The organism is Streptomyces sp. NPDC003035 (assembly GCF_042888285.1).
Lineage (GTDB): Bacteria > Actinomycetota > Actinomycetes > Streptomycetales > Streptomycetaceae > Streptomyces.
This window is the reverse complement of record NZ_JBIAPJ010000001.1, coordinates 902,622-924,043: the sequence shown is the minus strand read 5'-3', so window position 1 is coordinate 924,043 and position 21,422 is coordinate 902,622. Positions and strand designations below refer to the sequence as shown.

Annotated in this window: 13 protein-coding genes; 8 read left to right on the top strand and 5 right to left on the bottom strand. The window is 73.6% G+C overall.

All coding sequences use genetic code 11. The features are described 5' to 3' along the window. Positions 1–34 precede the first annotated feature (34 nt). From ACFYV5_RS04115 to ACFYV5_RS04100, 4 genes are all read left to right on the top strand, one after another. Positions 35–1,042 carry an SPFH domain-containing protein gene (locus tag ACFYV5_RS04115; RefSeq protein ID WP_389164046.1) on the top strand — a complete coding sequence of 336 codons (1,008 nt, stop codon included), beginning with the start codon at positions 35–37 and terminating at the stop codon, positions 1,040–1,042. After that, entirely contained in the window at positions 1,039–1,962 is a 924-nt protein-coding gene (locus ACFYV5_RS04110) for a hypothetical protein (RefSeq protein WP_389164043.1), read from the top strand. Before ACFYV5_RS04115 ends, ACFYV5_RS04110 begins: the two co-directional genes overlap by 4 nt. A 491-nt stretch (positions 1,963–2,453) precedes the next feature. Beyond that, positions 2,454–4,154 (top strand): S8 family serine peptidase, encoded by a 1,701-nt coding sequence (locus tag ACFYV5_RS04105; protein ID WP_355110133.1) that lies wholly within the window; start codon positions 2,454–2,456, stop codon positions 4,152–4,154. A 203-nt stretch (positions 4,155–4,357) separates the two neighbouring features. Continuing rightward, on the top strand, positions 4,358–7,306 hold the full coding sequence (locus ACFYV5_RS04100; protein ID WP_389164040.1) for an AAA family ATPase: 2,949 nt from the start codon (positions 4,358–4,360) through the stop codon (positions 7,304–7,306). A gap of 36 nt (positions 7,307–7,342) precedes the next feature. Here the strand turns inward: ACFYV5_RS04100 and ACFYV5_RS04095 are convergent, their stop codons facing one another. Further along, a complete protein-coding gene (locus ACFYV5_RS04095) occupies positions 7,343–8,155 on the bottom strand; it encodes a caspase domain-containing protein (RefSeq protein ID WP_389164039.1) in 813 nt (270 codons plus the stop codon). 105 nt (positions 8,156–8,260) lie between these two features. On the opposite strand from ACFYV5_RS04095, the gene ACFYV5_RS04090 reads away from it, so the two are divergent. The 4 genes from ACFYV5_RS04090 (at position 8,261) to ACFYV5_RS04075 (ending at position 16,136) form a co-directional block, all read left to right on the top strand. Beyond that, a complete protein-coding gene (locus ACFYV5_RS04090) occupies positions 8,261–9,157 on the top strand; it encodes a DNA/RNA non-specific endonuclease (protein ID WP_389164036.1) in 897 nt (298 codons plus the stop codon). Positions 9,158–9,296: 139 nt separating this feature from the next. After that, complete coding sequence (locus tag ACFYV5_RS04085) at positions 9,297–14,546, top strand: trypsin-like peptidase domain-containing protein (RefSeq protein WP_389164033.1); 5,250 nt, start codon at positions 9,297–9,299, stop codon at positions 14,544–14,546. Between the two features lie 54 nt (positions 14,547–14,600). Continuing rightward, positions 14,601–15,662, top strand: a complete 1,062-nt coding sequence (locus ACFYV5_RS04080; protein WP_389164030.1) for a trypsin-like serine peptidase — start codon at positions 14,601–14,603, stop codon at positions 15,660–15,662. 183 nt (positions 15,663–15,845) lie between these two features. Beyond that, positions 15,846–16,136, top strand: coding sequence for a hypothetical protein (locus tag ACFYV5_RS04075; protein WP_389164027.1), 291 nt, complete (start codon positions 15,846–15,848; stop codon positions 16,134–16,136). 49 nt (positions 16,137–16,185) lie between these two features. On the opposite strand, the gene ACFYV5_RS04070 is transcribed toward ACFYV5_RS04075, so the two are convergent. From ACFYV5_RS04070 to ACFYV5_RS04055, 4 genes are read right to left on the bottom strand one after another with little or no spacing between them, the layout of a single operon-like run. Continuing rightward, positions 16,186–17,514, bottom strand: a complete 1,329-nt coding sequence (locus ACFYV5_RS04070; RefSeq protein WP_389164024.1) for a lysine N(6)-hydroxylase/L-ornithine N(5)-oxygenase family protein — start codon at positions 17,512–17,514, stop codon at positions 16,186–16,188. Continuing rightward, positions 17,511–18,098, bottom strand: coding sequence for a GNAT family N-acetyltransferase (locus ACFYV5_RS04065; RefSeq protein ID WP_389164021.1), 588 nt, complete (start codon positions 18,096–18,098; stop codon positions 17,511–17,513). The genes ACFYV5_RS04070 and ACFYV5_RS04065 overlap by 4 nt, the downstream gene beginning before the upstream one ends. Continuing rightward, positions 18,095–19,879, bottom strand: coding sequence for an IucA/IucC family protein (locus tag ACFYV5_RS04060; RefSeq protein ID WP_389164018.1), 1,785 nt, complete (start codon positions 19,877–19,879; stop codon positions 18,095–18,097). Before ACFYV5_RS04060 ends, ACFYV5_RS04065 begins: the two co-directional genes overlap by 4 nt. Further along, positions 19,876–21,414, bottom strand: a complete 1,539-nt coding sequence (locus tag ACFYV5_RS04055; RefSeq protein WP_389164015.1) for a pyridoxal phosphate-dependent decarboxylase family protein — start codon at positions 21,412–21,414, stop codon at positions 19,876–19,878. The genes ACFYV5_RS04060 and ACFYV5_RS04055 overlap by 4 nt, the downstream gene beginning before the upstream one ends. Between the last annotated feature and the right edge of the window lie 8 nt (positions 21,415–21,422).

Sequence of the window (21,422 nt, the reverse complement as noted above, 5' to 3'; positions counted from 1 at the left end):
CTATATCGTCATCATGACGACAAGGGGAGTTTCCATGGCCGACATCACGCGCCGCGCCGGCTGGCGCCATCTGCGTTCCGCGCCCACCTCGCACATCCGCCACCACCGTCGTGGACGCCTCGTCCACGACGGGACGGGGCTCAGCTTCTGGTTCCGCTCGCTGTCCGCCGCGCTCTCCGAGGTGCCGGTGAACGACCGTGAGCTGGCGATGGCGTTCCACGCCAGGACCGCCGACTTCCAGGACGTGAGCGTGCAGTCCACCGTCACCTACCGGATCGGCGAACCGGAGGCCGCGGCCACCCGGCTCGACTTCTCGATCGATCCGGACACCGGCGCGTGGCGCGGTGCGCCGCTGGAGCAGATCGCCACCCTCCTCACCGAGAGCGCGCAGCAGCACGCCCTCGACGTCCTTGCGCGGACCCCGCTCGCCGCCGCCCTCGTCGACGGTGTGGCCGCCGTACGGGACCGCATCGCGGACGGGCTCGCGGCCGAGCCACGGCTGCCGGCCACCGGTATCGAGGTGGTGGCGGTCCGGGTGGTGGCGATCCGTCCGGAGCCCGAGGTCGAGCGGGCGCTGCGCACGCCGGCGCGCGAGCAGATCCAGCAGGAGGCGGACCGGGCCACCTACGAGCGGCGGGCCGTGGCCGTGGAGCGCGAACGGACCATCGCCGAGAACGAGCTCGCCAGCAAGATCGAGCTGGCCCGCCAGGAGGAGCGGCTCGTCGACCAGCGCGGCACCAACGCACGCCGCGAGGCCGAGGAGAGCGCCGCCGCCGACTCCGTACGGGCGGAGGCGGAGGCGGTACGGAAGGTCCGGCTCGCGCGGGCCGAGGCGGAGGCGGCGCGGGAGGTCGGCGAGGCGCGGGCGGCGGCGCAGGCGGCGTGGCTGCGGGTGCACGGGGACGTCGAGACGGCGACACTGCACGCGCTGGCGGCGACCCGGGCGGCCGAGAACCTCCCCCGGATCGAGCACCTGACGCTCTCGCCCGACGTACTGACCGGGCTTCTGGCGAAGCTCGGCGGCGGGACCACGGCGTCGTGAGCCTGGCCCCTCGCGCGGTGCTCGTGCACCGCACCACGGAGTACGAGGAGCTGCTCGCCCGGCACGGTACGCACGGACAGGCCGCGTTCTTCCTGTCCAGCCGGGACCGGGGCATCGAGGACGTACGGGAGCGGTACGAGCGGAACCGGCGGGCGCTCGCGGAGGTGGCGGCGGCGGTGCCGCTCGCGTGGCGGCAGGCGCGGGTGGAGCGGGCGGACCTGGACCGTTTCCTGTTCGGGCCGGAGGACGTGGTCGTCGTGGTCGGGCAGGACGGCCTGGTGGCCAACGTGGCGAAGTACCTGGCCGGGCAGCCCGTGATCGGGATCGACGCCGATCCCGGGCGGAACGCGGGAGTCCTGGTACGGCACCGGCCGAAGGACGCGCGGGCGTTGCTGGCGGCGGTGGAGCGGACCGGGTCCTCGGGGACGGGGGCGCCGGGGACCGGGGCGGACGAGCTGACGATGGTGGAGGCGGTCACCGACGACGCACAGCGGCTCCTCGCCCTCAACGAGATCTACCTCGGCCCGCCCGGACACCAGACGGCTCGCTACACGCTCGCCGTGGAGGACCGGGAAGCGGCGCCGGAACCGCAGGCGTCCTCGGGTGTCCTGATCGGCACGGGCACGGGCGCGACGGGCTGGCTCCGTTCGCTCTGGCAGCAGCGCTCGAGCCCGCTGCGCCTCCCCGCGCCGACGGACCCGCGCCTCGCCTGGTTCGTCCGCGAGGCCTGGCCGTCCCCGACCACGGGCACGACGCGGGTGGAGGGCGTGCTGAGCTCGGGCCAGTCCCTCCGCCTCACGGTGGAGTCGGACCGCCTGGTCGCCTTCGGCGACGGGATGGAGGCGGACGCGCTGCACCTGACCTGGGGCCAGACGGTGCGCGTGGGCGTGGCGAGCACGGCGCTCCGGCTGGTGGGGTGAGGTCCGGGCTCGGAAGCGGGCCCGGACCGCGCCACCCCACGCCCGTCCCTCACCCCCACCCCTCGCCCTCCCCCACCCCCCTCGGGGGGTGACAAGGGTTTTCCCCGTATCGGGTTCATCTCGTCGTTCCCTACTGTCTGCCGCACCGGCAGATCCCATCCCCCGAACCGCGTGTCAGGTGCATGTGGAGAGGTGGGTGGTGTCCGCCGGTGACGGCCTTGACCCGGGCCGTCGCGCCGGTGGCGGCGCAAGGGCCCCCCAAGCCCAGGGACCGGCGGACCGCAACCCCACGTCGCACCCCGCTCCCGCGCCGCCGCCACTGCTCCGCACCTACGTCGTGCTTGAAAGGGAACACCTTGAACAGTTCCAGGCGGAGAGTCATATCCGTCGTGGTCGCGAGCGCCGCGATCCTCGGCGCCGCTGCCACCTCCGGGGCGTTCGCCGCCGCCCCGGTCGCCGCGACCCCGAAGCCGGCTCCGGCTTCCCAGACGATGACCACGCTGCCCAGCGCCCCGGTCGAGAAGGTCATCGTCACCTACAAGTCCCAGGCCGCCGAGGCCGGTTCGAACGCCGCCGCCAAGAGCGACGCGGCCGCCAAGGGTGCCGAGACGGGCGAGAGCCTCGCCTTCGAGCGCCGCCTCGCCAGTGGCGCCGCGCTGGTCGACCTGGGCGACAGCGCCACGAAGCAGGACGTCACCGAGGTCATGGACGCCTTCCGCGCCGACCCCTCGGTCGCCTCCGTGGAGCCCGACATCCGCGCGTACGCGATGGCGGTCACCCCGAACGACACGGACTACGCCAAGCAGTGGGACCTCTTCGAGGCCACCGGCGGCATGAACGTTCCGCCCGCCTGGGACAAGACGACCGGCTCCGGCGTCACCGTCGCCGTGATCGACACCGGCTACGCGGCCCACTCGGACCTGGCGGCCAACGTCGTGTCCGGCTACGACTTCATCTCCTCCTCCGCCGACGCCCGCGACGGCAACGGCCGTGACGCGGACGCCAAGGACGAGGGCGACTGGAACGCCACCGACGGCGAGTGCGGCACCGGCTCCCGGGCCTCCAACTCCTCCTGGCACGGCACCCACGTGGCCGGCACCATCGGTGCGGTCACCAACAACACCAAGGGCATGGCGGGCATCGCGTACAACGCGAAGATCCAGCCCGTGCGTGTCCTCGGCAAGTGCGGCGGCTCCTCGGCGGACATCGCCGACGCCATCACCTGGGCGTCCGGCGGCTCCGTGCCGGGCGTCGCGGCCAACCCGACCCCGGCGAAGGTCATCAACCTGAGCCTGGGCGGCGCCAGCTCCACCTGCCCGAGCGTCTACCAGACCGCGATCAACGGCGCCGTCCAGCGCGGTACCACCGTCGTCGTCGCCGCGGGCAACAGCAACGCCAACGCGTCCGGGTTCACCCCCGCGAACTGCTCGGGTGTCATCAACGTCGCCTCGACCAGCCGTGAGGGCAACCGGTCGTACTACTCGAACTACGGCACCAGCATCGACGTCTCGGCTCCGGGCGGCGAGACCCGCCGCGCCACCGACACGCCCGGCACGGTGACCACCCCCGAGAACGGCATCTACTCCACGCTGAACTCGGGCACGACCACCCAGTCGCTGGAGAACTACAAGCCCTACCAGGGCACCTCGATGGCCGCGCCGCACATCGCCGGCCTCGCCGCACTGCTCAAGTCGGCCAAGACCACCCTCACGCCGGCCGAGATCGAGTCCGCGATCAAGGCCAACGCCCGCCCGCTGCCGGGCACCTGCACCGGCGGCTGCGGCGCCGGCATCGCCGACACGGCGAAGACCGTGGACGCCGTCACCGGCACCACCACCCCGCCGACCGGCTCCGTGTTCACCAACGCGACGAACGTGACGATCTCCGACAACACCACCGTGTCGTCCTCGATCGCCGTCACCGGCCGCACGGGCAACGCCCCCGCCGCCCTCAAGGTCGGCGTGGACATCAAGCACACCTGGCGCGGGGACCTGGTCATCGACCTGATCGCCCCCGACGGCACGGTGCGCAACCTGAAGGCGTCCTCTTCCTCGGACAGCGCCGACAACGTCCTGACCACGTACACGGTCGACGCGTCGAGCGAGGTCGCCAACGGCACCTGGAAGCTTCAGGTCCGCGATGTGGCCTCGGGTGACACCGGCTACATCGACTCGTGGAGCCTGACCTTCTGATCCACCCTGAACCACCCCCCACATCAGCATCATTGCTGGTCAGCGACGCGCTCGTGGTCTACACCACGGGCGCGTCCTGGCGTGGTGACCGGCACACGCTGTCCGTATGCCGGACAGGAGGCCTGGACTGCGCCGGTACGCTCCGTATCCTCTGCCCCACGGGGCTCACGGGCAGGGCCCGAGCGCCGGAGGGTGGTGGACACGTGACGACAACGTCGCACCTTCCCGTACGCCAGGGGGGCGTCGGGGGACCCCTGGCGCCAGTGGGCCGGGAGGAACTGCTCTCCCGTCTCGAACGCGTGCTGCACACCCGTGGGCGCGCCCTGCTCACCGGTCCCGCGGGCGTCGGGAAGACCGAGGTGGCCCTGGCCGAGGCGGCCCGCGCGGAGTCCCGCGGGGAGACCGTCCTGTGGCTGCCGACACTGCCCGCCGACCGTGACATTCCGGGCGCGGTGGCCGCCGCGCTCGTGGCCTCGGTCGCCTCGACGGTGACATGGCCGGGCGTGGCGACACCGACGATCCCGCTCCAGGCCGGCCCGGACGCCCCCGGCCGGGTCCGTGGCTCCGAACCGGAACCCGCCGGCACGGCGGCCCGGGCGCCGGGCCATGCGGGCGCCCCGGCCGGCCGATCGGCCGGCGCCACCGCCTCCGGAGTCTTCGACGGGCTGCCGGGTCCCCAGCGGACCGCCGTCGCCATGCTCTGCCGCGAGGCGCCGCTGCTCGACGGCGGATGGGACCCGATCGCCCTGCGACTCGGCATCGCCCAGATCCTGCGCGCGCTCACCGCTCGTGGTCCCGCGCTGCTCGTCGTCGACGGCGCGCAGCACATCGACGCGGACAGCGCCGACCTGTTGCGCTTCGCCCTGCATCTCGCCCCGCCCGAGCTGCGGGTCGTCGCCGTCGAGACCCCGGAGGCGTACGGCTCCGAGGACATCCACGGCACCCGCCTGTGGGTGCCGTCGGAGGCCGACATCCTGCTCGTGCCGCCCCTGCAGGCCGACGAGATCGCCGCTCTGCTCTTCCACCACCGGCTGCCGTCCCGGATGGCCGGCCGCATCCACAAGGCGAGCGGCGGCAACCCCCGCCTCGCCCTCGCGGTGGGCCGCTCACTGGCCGACGCGCGCACCCCCGTGCACCACGCCGAGGCGCTCACCCTGTCCGGGCGGGCGCGGGATCTGGCCCGGCAACTCCTCGGCACGGCGCCGCCGGACGTCCGCGAGACGCTGCTGTTCGCCGCGCTCGCGCTGCGTCCGACCGCCGCCCTGGTACGCCGGGCCGGGCGGCCGAACGCGGAGGCGGACCTCGCCGCCGCCGAACGCGCCGACCTGGTCTCGCTCGCCGAGGACGGCACCGTGGCCTTCACCGCCGGGCTGCTGCCCTCCACCCTGGTCCACGACGCCTGCTGGGCCGAGCGCAGCGCGGGTCACGCCGCGCTCGCGGAGGTCGTCGACGACCCCGTCGAGGCGGTACGGCACCGGGCGCTCGCCACGGACATTCCCGACGAAGCCCTCGCCGCCGAGGTGGCCGCGGCCGCCGAGGTCGCGCGGCGCCGGGGCAACAGCGCGCTCGCCGCCGAGCTGGCCCTGCTCGCCGCCGAGTCGACCCCCGTCCAGCACGGCGCGGAGCGGATCGCGCGGCTCGTCGACGCCGCCGAGGAGGCCGCCCGGGCCGCCCGCGCCGACCTCGCGATGCGGGCGGCGACCGATCTGCTGGCCCGGGACGCGGCCCCGTCCGACCGGGTACGGGCCCGGCTCGCCGTCCTCGACACCGCGGGCCAGGGCCTGACCGGGCTCGACGAGATGTACGTGCACGCCATGGAGGACTCCGAGGGCGACACCGCGCTCCGGTCGGGCGTGCTGCTCCGACTGGCCGTCAAGTACGTGCTGGCGGACGGGGATCCGGTGCGCTCGCGGGCCGCCGCCGTGGAATCCGCCGCGCTGGCCGCCTCGATGGGCGATCCCCGGACGGCCGCTCAGGCCCTGACCGTACAGGCGCGGATGGACCGGGCGCTCGGCGCGTCGGACGCGGAGTCCGTGCTCGCCCAGGCGCGCGGCCTGGAGATGGCCGAGCGCCCCCTCGGGATCCGCAACGCGGCCCAGATCCTGACGATCCGTCACGCGCTCTTCGACGACCGGCTGGCCGACGCCCGCGACCAGCTGAACGCCCTCCTGCCGTTGGTGCAGCGGCGTGGCTCGGTCGAGGACACCATCGAGCTGTTCTCGACGCTCGCCGCGATCGAGTCCCGGATGGGGGCCTGCCCCGCGGCCCTGGTCCACGCGGGTCAGTCCCTCGCGCTGACCCTGGAGGCGGGCCTCTCCCCCGGTCCCGCCTGGTACACCCTGGCGCTCGCGGAGACGGCCGGCGGCAGCTTCGGACGGGCCGCGAGCTACGCCAGGCGCAGCGTCCAGGCGTCCGAGGAGGAGGGCGACCGGGTCTTCCTCTCCCGCAGCCTCTACGCACTGGGCCGCGTCCAGCTGGTCAACGGGGACGTCTCCTCGGCCCTGGAGACCCTGCGGCGGGTGCAGGCCAACGAGCGGGCCCAGTCGACCGTCGACCCGTCGATGCTGCGCTGGCACGAGGAGCTGGCCGAGGCGCTGCTCGCCAACGACGCGGCGCGGGAGGCGGCGGACCTGCTGGCCGAGGTGCGTCCGGTCGCGGAGCGGCTGGGGCGCACAACCGTACTCCTCGGCTGCGACCGGGCGTACGCCGTGTATCTGGCCGCTTGCGGGAAGACCGACGAGGCGGCGGATCTGCTCGCCCGGACCGCCGAGCGGTTCGCCGGGGCGGGGCTGCCGCTGGAGCACGGCCGGGCGCTGATCGCGCTGGCCCGGGTGGAGCGGCGCCGCCGTCGCCGGTCGGCGGCGCAGAGCGCGCTCCACTCGGCGGCGGTCGTGTTCGAGCGCGCCGGGGCGGCGCCCTGGCTCGCCCTGACGAGCGAGACGCCCGCGGGCGAGGACGCCCTGCCGGCGCTGTCCTCGCTGACGGACGCGGAGCTGCGGCTGGCCCATCTGGTCGGGCAGGGGGCCAGCAACCAGGAGGCGGCGGCCAAGCTCTATCTGAGTGTGAAGACGGTCGAGGCGCGCCTCACCCGGATCTACCAGAAGCTGGACGTCCGCTCCCGGGCGCAGCTGGCGACCGCGCTGCGGGGCTAGGGCCTGTCTCTTGGATCAGGCCCTAGGGCCTGGCGGTCAGACCGTGAACGGCCGTTGCCGCAGGAAGGCGGGCGAGGGGCTGCCGGTCAGATAGAGGTTCGGGCTCTGGGTGGCGGGCAACCGGCGCTGGATCGCGCGGTGGAAGGGCCGGTAGCCGCCGCGGAAGGCTCCTTCGTCCCAGACCTCCAGCAGTGCCTCGGTGAAGGCGCCGTTGACCGGGCCGTCGGAGGCGAACTGGTTGTCCTGACAGGCCGCCACGAGGATCGCGTCCGGGCCCGCCGCCTCGCCGCCGGGAGAGGCCTTCACCAGGGAGCGCTGCAGCTGCTCGAAGAACCCCTGGTCCCGCTCGTAGATCTGCTGCTGCTTCGGTACGGGCATCAGCCGGATGCCGGTCTCGGGGACGGGTGCGCCGGGCAGCTCGATGCCGCTGCCGCTGTGGCAGCAGTCGAGCAGGGCGACGATGCGGACGCCGTCGGCGAAGCCCCGGAACTCCTGGTGCAGCTCGTCGTCCAGGAACTGCCTGTCGAAGAGCACGAGGGTCTCGTCGAGCGCGTCCGGTTCGTCGTCCGCCCCGGTGACGTCGGGGACCTGTCCGCCGTGACCCGAGTAGGTGAACAGCAGGATGTCGTCGGGGGCGAGCTTGCCCGCCGCCTGACGCAACGCGGCGGTCACGTTGTCGACGGTGCACTCGGCGGTCAGCAGCACGGTGTCGGAGAAGCCCGCGGCACGGGCCAGCCGGGCCATGTCATGGGCGTCGTTCTCGCAGGCCACGAGGGCGCCGTCCCAGCCTTCGTAACGATCGGGGTCGACCGTGTTGAGTCCTACGTGGATGGACAGTCCGGCGGGCATGGGATGCCTCCTTGGGGGTGAGGGAGGGAGGCTCCGGGGGCGGCTGATCGAGTGGCCTGCGGCCCGGTGCCGAGCGCGACCCTTCCTGCGCGGTACCTACATCGTATGAAACCGACCGATCCCCCGCCTTCTCCGCCGCCCCCGAGGGCGGGCGGGCCGCGCCGCGACTCGCTCGCCGACCGGACCGGTTACGACGAGGCCTTCCTCGGTCCCGTCGTGCCGCTGCCGCTGCCCGCCCGCGCCTCGGTGGAGACGGTGATCCTGCCGTACACGCACTTCACCGTGGTCTTCCGGCCGGACCGGCGGCTCGCCGCCTCGACCGCCGTGTGCATCGAGGGCGGGCAACTGGCCGAGGACGTACCCCGGGACGACGTCTGGGAGTTCGATCCGCGCCTTCCGGCGGAGCAGCAGGCCGGCAACGACATCTACCGGAACAACAGCCTGGACCGGGGGCACCTGGTGCGCCGGCTGGATCCGGTGTGGGGCCCCGCCGCGGTGGCGAGCCGGGCCAACACCGACACGTTCCACTACACGAACGCCGCTCCTCAGTCGGACGTGTTCAACCAGGGGAAACAGATCTGGCAGGGCCTGGAGAACTACCTCCTGGACCACGCGGCCGAGTTCGACCGGAAGCTGACGGTGCTCACCGGGCCGGTGCTGCACGACTCGGACCCGCCCTACCGGGGCGTGCAGGTGCCGCTGCGGTTCTGGAAGGTGGCCGCGTTCATGCAGGACGGGGCGCTGGCCGCGACCGCGTACGTCCTCGACCAGAGCCCCGACCTGAGCCGGGACGCCGAGCGGGCGCTCGCCGGGGCGACGGCGGGCGCGCCACCGCCGCTCGGCCCGTTCCGGACGTACCAGGTCCCGGTCTCGGATGTCGCGGAGATCACCGAGCTGGAGTTCGGGCCGCTGCCCGATGTGGATCTGATGCCGGTGTCACGGGCGCCGGAGGACCGCTGGCGACGCCTGGAGTCGTACACGGACATCGTGATGCAGGGCTGAGCATGCCGTCGAACGGGACCGTCGGATCGCCCGTTTGCCACGGTCCCTGCCCGGTGAAACGATTGACCTGGCAGGTTTCAGTCAGTCACTCAGTCAGTCCGTCCCACGCTCCCCCGGCGGGACGGCCGGGCAGGTGCGTATGCCGCTCACCGAAACGGAATGGGGACTCGTCACCAGCTGGGTGCGGGAGTACCTTCTCGACACCCCCGATCCGCTCACCCGGCTGCGACACAGTGGACTCTCGCAGGACTTCGTGGCGGATCTCGTGCTCACCCCGGACCGCGACGAGAACGCGCGGCTGGTCGTCCGCGCGGCGCGCCGGGACATCGCCCACCAGCGCGCGCTCCTCGACATACTGGCCGGGCTCGACGCGCTCACCGGTGCGGGGTACGCGGAGGCGAGGATCCTGCTCACGCGGCTGCGGGAGGACGAGGCGGTCCTGCACTCGCCCCAGGACCCCTTCCGCACCCTCGTCCTCGCCAACGGGACCGAGGTGTTCATCGACCGGGACGGACTGCGGGAGAAGCTCCGCGCCTTCGTCGCCGATCCGGAGCAGACGGTTCTGGTCGTGGACGGTGAGCCGGACAGCGGGCGCTCGTACTCGTACCGCCTGATCCGCCATCTGGGGCAGCACTGCGGCTTCCGTCCGGTGCGGGTGACTCTCTCGCGCACCTCGACGGCCGCGCGGCTGGTGGAGCGCCTCGACGACTTCGTGGCCGGTCCGGGTGGGGACCGGACACCGTTGAATCCCACACAGTTGAACGATCCACTGCCCGCGATCGACGACGCCGTGCACCGGATCGTCAGCCGGGCGACCGCGGCCGAGGACCGCTTCTGGCTGGTGCTCGACGAGTGCGACAAGCTCGATCCCAACGCGGACGTCTGGGACTGCATCGGAAAGCTGGCGCTCGCCGTCTACGAGCACACGCCGGTACGGAGGGAGGCCGTGCCCCGGCTCGTCCTGCTCGGCTACTCGCCCACGATGCGCCAACTCCCGTACGACATCCGCAAGAACGAGTGCCGGGACACCTCCCGTGTCGTCGGGGAGGACGATCTGCGGGACTTCTTCCGGGAGTTCTTCGCCCAGGAGCACCCCGCGTCGGACGGCGCGGCGGTGCCCGCGCTGGTGGACGTGGCGGTGGCCGAGGTGCTGCGGGCGGTCGACGCGCCTGGTTCCACGGACAGTTACATGCGCCGGGTGTGCACGGCGGTGGAGGAGACGGTACGGCTCTCCCGCTCCCTCGTCCCCGGCGGCGACCTGACCGGAGTGCTCCACCGGGCCATGCGGGACACCACCGGGTCGGCCCGGCCCGTACTCCCCGACCTGCGCAGGGCCTATCGGGAAGCGGCCTGCCTGCTCGAAGGGTTCGACCCCGCCCGGCTGCGGCTGCCGGACGAGAGCCGGCCCACGGGGCGGGCCGCTCTCGCGCTCGTCGACGACTGCACGGCCCTGCCCCCGCATCCCTCGCAGGCGTGGACCCTCAAGCCGGAGGTCCGTGAGCGGACGCTGAGCGGACTCGCCGGCCCGGAGGCGGCCCGGCGCGCCCTGGAAGCCAACATCGGGCTCGTGCCGGACGGGCCGTGCCCCGAACGCACCGCGCTCTCCCTGCTGACGGTCTCTCCGCCCGGCGCGCACGAACCGCAGGACGTCGAAGCGCTCGCGGACACCCTTCAGGCCGTGCTGTGGCTGCGTCGGGTCCCCGGCACGACCGGGCTGCCCGATGTGGACGACGTACAGCACCGCCTGGAACGGGCACGGCTGCTCCAGCCGCTGCGGCGGCTGGTCCAGGGCACCTTCCACGGGCGGCAGCGCGAACTCGATGCCCTGCGCGCCTACATCGCCCTGCCGGCCGAGCCGGCCGAGCCGCCCGTGATCCTCCACGGCGTGGGCGGCGTCGGCAAGAGCACCCTGCTCGCCACGTTCCTGCTCGACAGCCTGAACGAGTCGCCCACCGGATTCCCGTTCGCCTACGCCGACTTCGAGCGGCCGACGCTCTCCATCCACGAACCGTCGACCCTGGTCGCCGAGGTGGCCCGCCAGCTCGGCATCCAGTATCCGCGCCACCGCGCCGCGTTCGACGCCCTCGCCGACGAGTGCGAGGAGACCGCCGCCTCGCAGCGCGGCGAACGGAACCAGCTGGACGAGCTGTTCCAGCTCTCCGCCACCCGTGCGACCCTCGGCCGCGACTACTCCGCCGGATTCCACTCCCGGGCCAGCGCCCGTGAGCAGGAGCTCGCCGGGCAGGTCGCCGAGCTCGCCGCGGAGGCGGTGCGCGGCCCGCCGGGCGGGACGGCCCCGCCGCTGGTGATCGTCGTCGACTCCTTCGAGGAGGCGCAGTACCGCGGTTCGCCGGCGATCGGCCGGATGTGGGCGATCTGGACCGCGCTGCGCGCCGCCTATCCCCGCCTGCGGTTCATCGTCTCCGGACGGGCCCCCGTCGACCACCCCGCCAGGGTGCTCGCGCTGCGCACCATCGAACTCGGCGAACTGGACCGGGAGGCCGCCGTGGACCTGCTGATGTCCTGCGGGGTGCAGGACGAGGCGGTCGCCCAGGACCTCGCCGACCGGGTCGGCGGCCATCCGCTCAGCCTGAAGCTGGCGGCCCGGACCGCCGTGATCCTGGGCGCGCGGTCCGAGTCCCTCGGCGACCTCCTGTCGAGCCTGCCGTCCCGCAGGCGCTGGTTCCACCACCAGGTCGACCAGATGCTCATCCAGGGCACGCTGTACGACCGTATCCTCAAGCACATCGCGGACGACGACGTCCGCGCCCTGGTGCAGGCGGGTCTGGCCCTGCGGGTCATCACCCCGGAGCTGATCGAGGACGTCCTCGCCGAGCCGGCCGGACTGCACCTCTCCTCGCCGCAGGAGGCCCGTTCGCTGTTCGGGCGTCTGGTGTCACGGCTCGACCTGATGGAGTCGGCGGGGCCCCAGGCCGTCCGCCACCGCGCGGACCTGCGCTCGATCATGCTGCGGCTCTCCGACGCCGCGCGCACGGATCTCATGCGCGCCGTCGACCACCGCGCGGTGGAGCACTACACCGCGCGCGAAGGCGCTGCCGCGCGCGCCGAGGAGATCTACCACCGGCTCCGTCTCGGGCAGAACCCACGGGCGGTGGAACGGCGTTGGCTGCCGGGCGTCGCCGGACACCTGGTCGGCGCCGACCGTGACATGCCGGCCCGTTCGGCCGCCTTCCTGCTGGGGAAGATCGGCGGGCACGTGCCGGACCGGATCATGGCGGAGGCCGACCAGGAGGACTGGGAACGGATCGCCGCCCGCGAGATCGAGGACCTGCTCACCCAGGGATACGTCGAGACGGCGGCGGAGCGGCTGGCCGAGCGCCGGCCGTGGACGCCGTGCAGCAGACTGCACGCGCTCCTGGTCGAGACGCTGGCCAGGTCCGGACGGGCCGCCGAGGCCCGGGAGGCGGCCGAGGCGGCGGTGGACCGGGCGGGTGAGGCGGGATGCTCGGAGACCCAGCTGGAGCTGCTCCAGCTGTCGGCCCGACTCGCCCAGGACGTGGGCGACTTCGCGGACGCGGACCGCGATCTTCAGGAGGCGGAGGGCCTCGCGACCGCCCTCGGGCTCGCTCACGAGTCGATGGGGGTCCTGGTGGCCCGGTCGCAGCTGGCGGCGCTCTCCGACGAGGACTCCGCCGAGACGGACGCCCGCCTGGCCGGGGCCCTGCGCGGCATGCCCGACGAGGAACTGGCCCGGCAGCCCGCGCTGGCACGGGCCGCGGCGGCCACGGCTTCCCGGGTCGATCCGCAGCTCCTGGAACACACGCTGCGGCTGGTGGGGCTCCCGACGGACGACGAGGCGGTGGTCGACGCCCTCGCCCGCTGGATCGAGACCGCCATGGCCGACGAGCCGCAGCTGCGCGAACCCCTGACACGGATCCTGGAGTCGGCGGCGGGAGAACCGTCCCGGGACACCCCGCCCGGGGCCACCGGGGCCCCGGGGGCGGGCGCCGGCATGCCGCACGCGGCGGTGGAGCGGGCCCTGTGGGAGGCGCGCAGGCGCGGCACGCTCGACAGCCTCGCATGGCGGACCCTCATGCTCCGCGACCGGAGCGGCGATCTGGTCGAGGGCGTGGCGGCCGCGATGGACGTGGGGTCCGCCGTACGCGGTCCCGGCCCGGAACCCGGCACGGAACCGGGCGTGGGCACGGCGGCCGCGGCCGGTACGGGGCTGTGGTCGCAGCCGCCCCCGGACGCGGCCGAGGGAGCGGTGCGGGGTGTTCCGTACCTCTCCCCCGAGGACGTCGTACGGGTCCGCAACGCCGCGCTGGACGCGGGGCTCGCCGAGAACACCGTCCGTCCGCTGCTCTTCGCGGGCACCACCGCGCACTTCCGGGCGAGCCTGCCGACGATGGACACTCCGCTGCGGCAGCTCCACTCCGACCTGCACACGATGAACCAGGTGGACCGGCTGATCGACGGGACGGTGCCGCTGGAGGTCTGGCTGCGCAACGCCATCGCCCAGACCGTCGAGGCGGGCCCGCTCACCGTCCTGCAGCGCGCCCTGGACGACGTGGCGCGTGACGCCGCCGGGGAGCCGGACCTGCCGGCCGAGATGATGCCCGCCGAGACCAAGGAGGAGATCATCTTCCGGGACGACACCGTTCCGTTCGAGTTCCTGCACGGCGGCGTCCTGGCCGGCGCCTCGGTCGCCCGGCTGAAGGTGCCGCCGTACGAGTTCGGCCGGCCGCAGCAGCCCGCCTACCCGCACGCCGGGACCGGCTGGCTCATCGCCCCGGGCCTGCTGATCACCAACCACCATGTGGTGAACGCCCGGACGCGTTCGCCCGGATCGCGGCCGCGGGTGGCGGAGGAGGATCTCCGGCTCCAGGTGGCCAACTCCCGTTCGCGGTTCGACTACGGCGCCGACGAGACGGAGACCGAAGAGCTGACGGCGGGCGATCTGGTCGCCTGGGACGAGGCGCTCGACTACGCGGTGATGCGACTCTCGGCCGGGCAGGCGCCGCGCCCCCTGCTGCGGATCGCGACCGCGCCGCTGCTGCTGAGCGGTTCCGAACCGGTCGCGGTGAACATCATCCAGCACCCCGGAGGGCAGCCCAAGCGCGTGGCGCTGCGCAACAACCTCGTCTTCGAGGCGGACGAGCGCGACGTCCGCTACTTCACCGACACCCGCAGCGGATCGTCCGGTTCGCCGGTCTTCACCGACGACTGGACCGTGGTGGCGCTCCACCGCGGCACCCGCCGGATGGAGGAGGTCCACTACCAGGGGAGGAAGACGGCGTTCGTGAATGTGGGCACGCAGATGAGCCGGATCCTGGCCCATCTGCGGGAGAACAGCCCGGCGGTGTACGAGGAGATCACCCGGGCGCAGTCGGCGCCTGCCCCGCGGGACCATGCCTGGGCCGCGTGAGCGTGGGCCGCATGAGAACCGCGGCACGAGGAACTGAGGAGGAGGTGGCGGGAGATGCGGTACGGATCACCGGTCGCGACCGGTCCCGAGCAGGTCTTCGACGACCTGCGGGGCGTCGCCGCCCGCGTGCGCGCGCACCTGGAGGCGGAGATCTCCGAGTCGGTGGAGGAGCTGCCGGCGGACGAGGCTCCGGCGGGCCAGATCTCCCGCTTCGCGCAGGAGGAACGGGCCCGGGTGCTCGAAGCCGGTGTCGCCGGCCTGGAGAAGCTGGCCGGTGGCCGCGCGGACGAGATCGACGAGGACGAGTACTTCGGGGTGGAGGCGATCGTCCTCCTGGAGGGCAGGCCCGCGATCCTGGTGCAGGGGCAGGACTTCGCCGCTCAGGACGGCGACTGGTCCGTGCTCGACGCCGGCCGGGCGGCGATCCGCGAGTCGATCGCGCGCGTCGGGCGGGTCGAGGTGACCGGCCACCCGAGCCTGGACTGGGTCGGCACCGCCTTCCTGGTGGGCCCGGAGACGGTGATGACCAACCGGCACGTGGCCGTGGAGTTCAGCCGCGCCGAGGACGCCGGCTGGTCCTTCCAGCAGGGCATGTCCGCCCGCGTCGACCCCGGCGAGGAGCTGTCCGCGACCGCCACGCCGGCCGTCGGCCCGCCGCCGTACGAGATCACCGGGGTGATCGGCATCCACCCGGACGTCGACATGGCGCTGCTGCGGGTCGCCCCGCCCGACGGGAGCGTCCTGCCGTCCCCGCTCGCGGTGGCCGCCGACGCGCCCGCGAGCCTGCCGGGCCGGCCGGTGTACGTCGTCGGCTATCCGGCCTGGGACGGCCGCCGCAACGAGCCCGAGTCGATGCGGCGGATCTTCATGGACGTGTACAACGTGAAGCGCCTGCAGCCGGGCACCGCGACGGAGTTCACCCCCGGCGGCCTGGTGATGAAGCACGACTGCTCGACCCTGGGCGGCAACAGCGGCTCCCCGGTGTTCGACCTGACGGACCACCGCGTGCTCGGCCTGCATTTCGGCGGCCGCTACCGGCTCGGCAACTTCGCCGTGCCGCTGTGGGAGCTGGTCGAGGACCCGCTGCTGGCCCGGAGCGAGGTGAACTGGGTCTAGGCGGTGTCCGCGGTGGGGCGGAGCCGCGCCCGCTGAGCGCGACAGCCGCCCCTCCCCGGGGGACACTGATCCGGAAAGACGCGCTGATGGCGCTGCGCCGCACATCGCCTGCCCCTGTGCCGTGACGCCGCCGAGCGTCCCTCGGACACCGACGCCGGCTCTTGAGGCCGGTGGGAGGTCGTCATGCTCATCAGGCACACCATGGAGAGCGGCATCATGTCGCTGAAGCTCTGCTGTCAGCTGGACGTCACGAATCGCGCCGCCGCCGTTCTCGACATCCAGGGTCTGCTCTACGCCCACCGCCCGTCACGCGTCGTGATCGAGCTGCCGCCGAACACCCCGTCCTCCGCCACGCTCAGCGCCATGCTGCGTACGGAACGCCTCTGCGGCACGCTCGGCATTCCCTTCGGCCTGGCTCCTTCCTCCCGGCAGGCCGCGCGGCTGCTCCAGGCATCCGACCAGGTGGGCCCCTGACCGCCTCTCCGCGGCGGGCGGGGTGCCGCGGGCCCGCCGACGCCTCCGGTCACCCGGCCCGTCTCGGGACGTCGAAGCTCGTGAACGCGCTCCGCTTGGGAAGGCGGTAGGTCTCCCGGCCGGTGATCGCGTTGAGGATCGTCGCGTTGCGGATCGCGCCGATGTCCAGGTTCGGCGCCGAGACGCCGTGGGAGTGGACCTCCGCGTTGGCCACGAAGACACGTCCGCCGACGCCCTCCGCGAGCTCGACGGAGTGGTCCAGGCGCACCCGGTGACGGCCCCGGCCGTCGCGGAGGAACAGCTCGTCGATCGGGTCCAGGAAGGCGGGGGCGCGGTTGCGGTAGCCGGTGGCGGCCACGACCAGGTCGGTGGTGTGCTCGAAGCGCTCCCCGGAGTCGCGGTGCCGGCACGTCAGCACCACCCGCCCCGACGCGTCCGCCTCGGCCGCCTCCACGGTGATCCCGAAGCGCAGTTCCACATCGGCGAGGCCGTGGTCCAGCTGGCGCCGGTAGAGCAGCTCGTGGACCTCCTCCAGCGTGTCGGTGGAGATGCCCTTGTAGAACTGCCACTGCTCGCCGACCAGCCGGTCCCTCACGTCCTCCGGCAGGGAGTGGAAGTACTGCATGTACGCCGGGGTGGTCATCTCCAGGACCATCTTGGTGTAGTCGAGCGGTGCGAAGGAGGTGGTGCGCGTCAGCCAGCTGACCGCCGGCCCGCCGTCCAGGTTGCGGGTGAGGAGATCGACGACGACCTCCGCGCCCGACTGGCCCGAACCGACCACGGTGACCTTGCCGGCGGCCGCCACGTCGTCCGCCCGGTACAGATAGTCGGAGGTGTGCAGCAGCGCGGAGGACGGCAGGTTCGCGAGGGCGTCGGGGACGTACGGAGCGGTGCCGATGCCGAGGACCAGGTTGCGGGCGAGCATCCGCAGCCGGGCGCCGTCGCCGCGTACGACGTGCAGGACGAACCGTTCGGCTCCGGCGTCCCAGTGGACCTCCTCCACGCGGTGCGAGAAGCGGACCGAGGGGAGTCGGGCCGCCGCCCAGCGCAGGTAGTCCTCGTACTCGCGGCGGGAGGGGAAGAAGTTCTCCCGCACCGTGAAGGTGTAGAGCCGGTCCATGTCGTGGAGGTACTCCAGGAACGACAGGGGGTGGCGGGGCGAGACGAGCGTGACGAGGTCGGCGAGGAAGTTCACCTGCATCGAGGCGTCGCCGAACATCATGCCGCGGTGCCAGGTCAGTTCGGGGCGTTCCTCCAGGACGACCAGGTCGAGGTCGTCCACGGTCGAGGCCAGCGCGGCGAGGCCCAGGTTGAAGGGGCCGCAGCCGATGGCCACCACGTCGTGTTCGGTGGTGGTGAGGCCGGTGAGGTCGCTCATCGGGGCATGTCCTCCTCTCGGCGCGGGTGGATCATCAGCGCGGCCGTCTTGTCGGGGAAGGTGACCTTGCCCGCGGGCCGGAATCCCGCGGCCTCGAACGCGCGGAGCGAGGGCCCGTTGGCCACGTCCGGCTCGGCGACGACCCGGGTGCACTCCGGGTCCGCGGCGAGCAGGCCCTCGGCGAGGGCCCGCAGCAGGGTCCGGCCCAGGCCCTTCCCGGTGCGCTCGGCCTCACCGATGGCGATGTGGACGCCCAGGTCGTGGGGGAGCTCGGGGTAGTGCCCGGCGAGCCGGTCGCGGATCACCCGGTACACCTCGATGTACGCCAGCGGCCGGCCGTCCAGGTCGACGAGGACCGGCAGGATCGCGTCGCCGGCGAGGTGGCCGGTGATCTCCTCGTACCAGCGCTCGCGCGGCCATGCCTGGTGCCAGAAGGCGTCGATGTGCGGGGACTGCATCCACCCGTGCACGAGGTCCAGGTCGGCGCCTTCGGCGCGGGCGACGCGGGCCGTCCACCGGCCGCTCAGCAGGGGGAGCGGCGGGCCGGGGATCGTCTCGCCGGGCTGCTGGTCCACCGAGGTCATGAGGCGGCCTCCTGAAGGGGGTTGGGGGCGTCGAGGTAGACGGACTGTGCGTCGAGGGGGGCGAGGACCTCGTCGATGCCGTGCAGACGGGTGAGCAGGTTCCCCTTGCAGGGCAGGGTGTCGGCCTCCAGCCAGCGGCGGGCGAGCCGGTCGCCGTCGGGGCCGGCCTGGGCGAGGGCGGGGAGGGCCGCGCGCAGCCGGTCGGCGAGGACGGCGAGCAGGTCGCGTTCGTCGGCCAGGCCGTCGACGGCGAGGCAACCGACGACGGAGAGGGCCTGGTTGCGCAGGAGGTAGTAGGAGAGCCGGTCGTCGACGAGGGCGTCGTCGACGACGGCGAGCGTGGAGGAGTCGGCGCCGAGCCGCTTCAGGAGGTCCGGCAGGTAGGAGGAGGCCAGGTAGTAGCCCTGGTTGTCGCGGAAGGTGCCGCCGGTCACCCGGCCGCTCCCGTCGAGCCGGACGAGGGTGTTCTGCTGGTGCGCCTCCAGACCGATGCCGGTGGCCGCGTACAGGTGCAGCATGGGAACCAGGACGCGGTCGGTGTAGTCGGCCGTCCACTGCTCGGCGGCTCCCGGGCCGAGTCGGGCGACCAGTTCGCCCAGCGCGCTGCGGCCCAGGCCGGGGCGCGGTGCGACGAGGCCCACGAGGCAGCGCAGGTCGGCGATTCCCTCGGGCACTTCGCGTACGGCGACGTCCAGGCCGGTCACGTCCGGGCCCTCGGGGCGGCCCGGCTCGTCGACGGCGATCCAGGCGGGGTCGCGGGTGATGGCGAAGCCGGGGTGGGCCTGGAAGGTGCTCGTCGCGTACCCGGCGTCGAGCAGCCGGTTGATCTCCAGGCCGCGGCGCAGTTCCGTACGGGTCGACTCGCGGCGGGAGTTGGTGAGCCGCAGGCCGAGGGAGAGCTTCAGCATCACGTCGGCGTCCGGCCGGTACACGGTGCGGACGCTGGAGGTGGGCCACCACTCCGGTCCCCGTTCGCCGAGCGGTACGAGGGCGCCGGAGGCGATCAGGGCTTTGACACGGGGGCGGTGCAGCAGGTCACGGGCCTGCCAGGGGTGGGCGGGGACGAGGATCCGGCCGTCGTCCGGGCGCCGCTCGGCCAGGTCGGCGAGGAGGGCGACGGTGTCCCGTCCCGCCAGCGAGGGGGCTCCTGCGACGGCGTCGTGGGAGACGACGGAGGCGTCTGCGGCGAACCAGTGCAGACGGAAGGAGCCGCGCAGTTCGGGCGAGAAGGCGGCCGCGTCGTGGTCGGAGATGCCGTCGCGGCTCTTCGGCGCGGGGTGGTTCAAGTGACCGAGCAGCAGAGCCTGTTCGGCGTCGAGGAAGCCGTCGACCCCGGCCGGCGGATGCGGGTGGGCGCGGCGGTCGGAGACGAACGCGGCGACGCGGCGTACGGACTCGGCGGTGCGCTCCACGAGGTCGGCGACCTCGCCGGCGGGGACTCCGCCGGGGCGGCTGCCGCCGCGTACCGCCGCCTCGGTGGAGAGCAGCGCGACGGCCGTGACCGGGTCGGCCGTCGGACCGAGCGGGCCTCCGGGGCCCTCCAGGCGGGCGGGGGCGAAGCGGTGCCAGCCGGTGGGCGAGCAGTGCGTGACCTCGGTGACGAGGGCGAGGCCGGCGGTGGGCAGCTCGACGCGGAGCGGGCCGGGGGCGACGGGTGTGCCGGTCTCGCGCAGCCAGCACCGCAACAGCGCCTCGATATGGGCGTGTTCGGCCGCGCCCCGGGCGTCGAGGTCGTGCAGCGGGTCGGTCCGGGTGGTTGCCGCCGTGGTGGTCGTGCTCATGCGGCGTCCTCCTCGATGAGTCGTTCGCAGGTGCGGCCGGCGTCGAGGACGGCGTCCACGAGGCCGTCGATGTCGTCGGCGGTGGTGGTGGGGTTGAGCAGGGTGAACTTCAGGCACACCCGCTTCGGTGAGCCGGGGCCCTCCGTCGCGGCCTCCGTGCGCCCGATGAGCGCGTCGCCGGACTCGAGGAGACGTCTGCGCAGGGCGCCGTTGAGGGCGTCGGAGCGGGCGGGGTCCACGCCGCGGAAGCGGAAGACGACGGTGGTCAGCTCGGCCGGGGAGACCAGTTCGAGCTCGGGTTCGGCGAGGATGCGGCGCTCGGCGTGCCGGGCGAGGTCGTGGCAGGCGTCGACCATCCGTCCCATGCCGGTGCGGCCGTACGTCAGGAAGGTGGCGGCGGCCTTCACCGCGTCCGGCCGGCGCGTGGTCTGGAGGCTGCGGCCGAGCAGTCCGTCGTATCCGGCCTCGGAGTCGTCGGTCGGGTTGAGGTAGGCGACCTCGCGGTCGAGGGCGGTGAAGGCGGTCGTGTCGGAGACCAGCAGCACGCTCGCCGCGGCCGGCTGCCAGCCGATCTTGTGCAGGTCGAGGGTGATCGAGTCGGCCAGCTCCAGACCCGCCAGCCGGCCCGCCAGTCGCTCCGAGAAGAGCGCCCCGAAGCCATAGGCGGCGTCGACGTGCATCCACATGCCGTGCCCTGCGGCGATCTCGGCGATCTGCGGGAGCGGGTCGATGGAGCCGAAGTCCGTGGTCCCCGCGGTGGCGACCACGGCGACCGGTGTCCGGTCGGGCCCGAGGGAGTCCAGAGCGGCGGCCAAGGCTTCCGGCCGCATCCGCCGGCGTCCGTCGGCCGGTACGACGTGGACGGCGGCCTCGCCGAGCCCGAGCGCGGCGCAGGCCCGATGGGTGGAGAAGTGGGCGAGTTCGGAGCAGAACACCACGGGGCCCGGGAGTGCCGCGACGCCGTGTTCGCGGGCGTCGATGCCGCGCCGGTGGGCGGCCGCGTCCCGGGCGAGCAGCAGGCCCATGAGGTTGGACAGGGAGCCGCCGGGCGTGAGGACGCCGTCGGCGCGCTCCCCCAGTCCGGCGAGGGAGATCAGCGCGCCGATGAGCCAGCGCTCGACGGCGATGGCCGAGGGGCCGGAGTCGTACGTGTCGAGCGAGGCGTTGCCCGCGCTCGCCAGGGTGTCGGCGGCGACGGCGACCGCCAGTGCCGGTGGTTGGAGATGGGCGGCGGCCCGGGGATGTGAGAGGTCGATGCCGTGCTCGACGAGCACCGTGGCGAGGAGTTCGAGCGCGGCCTTGGCGCCGAGGCCCTCGGCGGGCAGCTCGGCAGGCCCCAGCGCGCGGGCCGCGGCGGCAAGGACCTCGGCGGGCGTGCCCGCGGGGAGGGGGCCGTCCGGGCGGCGGGCGGTCGACGCGGCGTCGACCGCGTCGGCCAGGGTGGCGAGCGCTTCGGCGAGCCCGTCCTGGGAGCCGGCGAGCAGGGAGCGCGGGAACTCGGAGCGCGGAGGTCGTGTACGGGTCAGCGGTGTCACGGCCTGTA